The 3,768-nt window shown below is 62.4% G+C and carries 2 protein-coding genes and 1 pseudogene; all 3 read right to left on the bottom strand.

Going from position 1 to position 3,768, the window contains the following annotated elements:
* A pseudogene (locus tag AC1DWF_RS30900) lies at positions 1–220 on the bottom strand (tetratricopeptide repeat protein); the annotation flags it as partial.
* On the bottom strand, positions 217–1,089 hold the full coding sequence (gene ku, locus AC1DWF_RS30895; RefSeq protein ID WP_476781601.1) for a non-homologous end joining protein Ku: 873 nt from the start codon (positions 1,087–1,089) through the stop codon (positions 217–219). The pseudogene AC1DWF_RS30900 and the gene ku, both read right to left, overlap by 4 nt.
* Before the next feature lie 40 nt (positions 1,090–1,129).
* On the bottom strand, positions 1,130–3,589 hold the full coding sequence (ligD, locus tag AC1DWF_RS30890) for a DNA ligase D (RefSeq protein WP_476842473.1): 2,460 nt from the start codon (positions 3,587–3,589) through the stop codon (positions 1,130–1,132).
* Positions 3,590–3,768 lie beyond the last annotated feature (179 nt).

Below are 3,768 nucleotides of genomic sequence, written 5' to 3'. Positions count from 1 at the left end.
CCGGACGCCCCGAGGCCGATGCCGCATTGATCCGGGCCTCCAGCTGCGCCTCGTCGAGCTTGCCGAGCAATGTCCTGCCGAGCACGACATGGGTCGTGCGTCGCGTTATGCCGTGCTGCAGCTCGCCGCCTTGGCGAGCGACCTCACGCACGCCGAGCCGCCTCGGGAAAGCGGCGAGCGCACCGACCAGGCCGAATATCCTGCCCGAAAGTGCCGTCACTTCTTGCCCTTCGCGGCCTTGCCACCTCCAACGGCCACAAGCTTGGCTGCCGGCTTCTCAGTCGGTTCGGCCTTGGTCTTGCTCTTGGCTGGTGGCTTGGCCTGGCCGAGGCTGGCCTTCAGCGCATCCATGAGGTTGATGACATTGCCGCGCTCTGGTGCTGCCGCGATGATCGGCTTGTGACCCTTCAGCTTCTCCTTGATCATCTTCATCAAGGCGATCTCGTAGCGGTCTTCGTAGTTCTTCGGATCAAACGTCGTCAGCTTCTGCTTGATCAGCGCTTCGGCGAGCTCCAGCATTTCCGGATCGGGATTTCCGGCGGGGATGTTGCCGAGATATTCAGCCGTGCCGCGCACCTCGCTGGGGTTGCGCAATGTGCAGACGAACATGCCATTCTCGCGAGCGCCGATGGTCACCACGCGCTCTCGGCTCGACAAGACGAGGCGGGCGATGGCGAGCTTGCCCGACTTGCGCAGTGCTTCGCGCAGCACCGAAAACGTTTCCTCGGCCATCGCGCCATCGGGTGCCAGATAATAGGGCGCGTCCTGGTAGATCACATCGACGTCCGCTTCGTCGACGAAGGCCTCGATGTTCATCGTGTGGTTGGATTCGATCTTGACGCTATCGACGTCAGCTTCGTCGATGACCACATATTTCTTGTCTTCGTATTCGTAGCCTTTGACGAGGTCTGAGCGCTCGACAAGGCCAAGCTCCGGGTCGACGGGTTTCATGTTGATCCGGTTATGCGTGTCCTTGTGCAGCTGATTGAAGCTGATGCGCTCGCTCGTGCTGGTCGCCGGGTACAGCCGTACCGGGCAGCTGACCAGGCTGAGCTTCAGATATCCCTTCCAACTTGCCCTTGGTGCCATGCTTGTCTCCTACGCGACACAATTCAAGACATACTCTTGGTCAAGACTTACTCTTGGCGGTGACCTCGGTCGGCAAGTCCCGGGCGTGATCTGATATGTCTGCCCAAGGATCGCCTGACTTGGCCACAAGTCCGGGAAGCGAAGAATAGTTCAAATCTGCCGGAGYGTCGATGGACTCGAGATCCGGCCAGCTGAGTGGGGTCGACGCCGGCATGTTGGTGCGGGCGCGAAGGCTGTAAGGTGCGGCCGCCGTGGCGCTGCGCGCGTTACGGTGGAAGTCGATGAAAATGCGTTTCTTGCGGTTGTCCTTGCCCATCACGGTGGTGAATGTGTCGGGCGCGGTCTTGGCGATCCGAGACGAGATTTCGCTGCTTGCCTGGTGGAACGGCTTCCAGCCGAGCTTGCCCGTCGTCGGCACGACGACATGGATGCCGCTGCCGCCTGAGGTCTTGGCGAAAGCCACCAGCCCCATCTTGGCAAGCTCGTCACGGACATGAACGGCGGCCTCAACGACCTCGCGCCAGCTGATGCCTTCGCCTGGATCGAGGTCGAAGACCATCCGGTCGGGCTTGTCCAGACGCTTGCGCAGCGCCCCCCAGACATGGAACTCGACGACGCCGAACTGCGCCAGCGCCAGGTAACCCTTGGCGTCCTCCACCGAAATGTAGGTCTTTGTCTCGTCGTCCGAGTTCTTGGTCTCGAAAGAAGCGATCGTCGCCGGCATGCCCGAAAAGGCGTGGCGCTGGAAGAAGCAATCTTTCTGCTGGCCCGTCGGACAGCGAAACAGCGACACCGGCCGCCCCAGGACATGCGGCAGCATGAAATCGCCGACAGCGGCATAATAGACGGCGACGTCGAGCTTGGTCGGCCCGGACTTTCCCAAAACTCGACGTGTCGGATTGGTGATCGAGATGGTGGCAAGGTCGGCATCGGTGATCAACCGCTTGCGCGGAGCTTGCGGCGCTTCCGACAGTTCGGCCTCGCGCAATCCCTTGAACACCGCATGACGCAACGCATTATCGGTGGTGCGATTGGCGTAGTGGATGCGGGCGTTGAGCACAGGTCGCACAGGAATCACCTCCTTTGGCGCTCCATCGAGCTTCGCTGCCCCCTCGCGCAGACCTTCCAGCCTGTGCAGCAATGTCTCCAACGTCTCACTGTCGAAGCCGGTCCCAACCTTGCCGCGATAGTGCAGCTCGCCATCGACCCATTCGCCGAGCGCAAGTGCCGCCAGCCCCTCGGCGGCTTGCGATGTGGTGTAGCCGGCGATGTAGAAATCGCCATGCTTCAGCGCCTTGGTCTTGGTCCAGCTGTGCGAGCGGCCCGAGGTGTAATGCGCCGAAATCCGCTTCGACACGACGCCCTCAAGCCCCATCTCGGTTGCCTGGTCGTAGAGCGCCTGGCCGTCGCCCTCGACATGTCCGCTGAGCTGAAGTGCCGACTGCGCGTGGACATGGCCGGCCAGCAATTGTTCCAGCAGGCCCTTGCGCTTTTCTAGCTCTGTCCTGGTCAGGTCCCAGCCATTGAGATGAACAAGGTCAAAGGCGTAGAACACCAGAAGCTCGTCGTGCCCGCTGGCCAGCGCATCTTGCAGGGCGGCAAACCGGCTGATGCCCTTGTCGTCGAGCACAACGATCTCGCCATCGATGACGGCGTCGCTGCAAGGCAGGTCGCGAAAGGCCGACGCCAGCTTGCCGTAGCGTTTCGTCCAGTCGATGCCGCTGCGAGTGATCAGCTTCGCCGAGCCACCCTCAAGATGCACCATGGTGCGATAGCCGTCGAACTTGATTTCGTGCAGCCATCCCTCGCCCGATGGCGGCTTCGGAACAGCGGTCGCCAGTTGCGGTTCGACCCGCGCCGGCATCGGCGCTTGCACGGCACCCGCAAGATTGCCGGGCTTGATGTCGCCGGGCTTCGATTGCGGCTTTTTCGGCGGCGCGGCCAATTCCTCGATCCGCCGCCCGCTCTTCACGCTTTCGGGGCGATCTTCGAGAATATCGACGTTCTCATCGGCTGCCGGATCATGTTCCTTGAACAGCAGCCAGTTGCGCTTTTCTTCACCGCCCTTCGGCTTCAACCGCGCCAGCATCCAGCCGCCCTTGAGCTTTTCGCCCCACAGCCGAAACTTGAAGGCGCCCTTCTCGAGCGCCGATGCCGCGTCGTCCATCGGCGCCCACACGCCGGCGTCCCACACGATCATCGGCCCACCGCCATACTCGCCTTCAGGGATGAGGCCCTCGAAGTCGATATAGTCCAGCGGGTGATCCTCGGTCTCGACCGCAAGCCGCTTGTCCGCCGGGTTGAGCGAGGGCCCGCGCGGCACGGCCCAGCTCTTCAGCACGCCATCGAGCTCGAGCCGGAGATCGTAGTGGTCTGCGGTGGCATGGTGCTTGTGCACGACGAAGCGGTTGCCTTCGCGGCTCTGCTCGACGCCGAGCGGCTCGCGCGTCTTGGTGAAATCGCGCTTTTGCCGGTAGGTGCGAAGCTTTTCCGCTGCCATCCCGGCCTAGTGCGCCGCATCTTCGGGCGCGGGCTCAAGTTCGAGCTCCTTGGGGGTCGCGCCCGCCATCAGCCTGTCGAGCAGGGCATCGTTGACGTCGTAATACTGGCCGGACACCAGCACCCGGGAAACGGTCTGCCCGTCGCCGCGAAACAGACGGGAACTGACGAAAACCTTGT

This window comes from Aminobacter sp. P4_D5 (assembly GCF_056401815.1).
The sequence above is the reverse complement of the archived record's forward strand: the minus strand, read 5'-3'. Positions and strand labels throughout refer to the sequence as shown.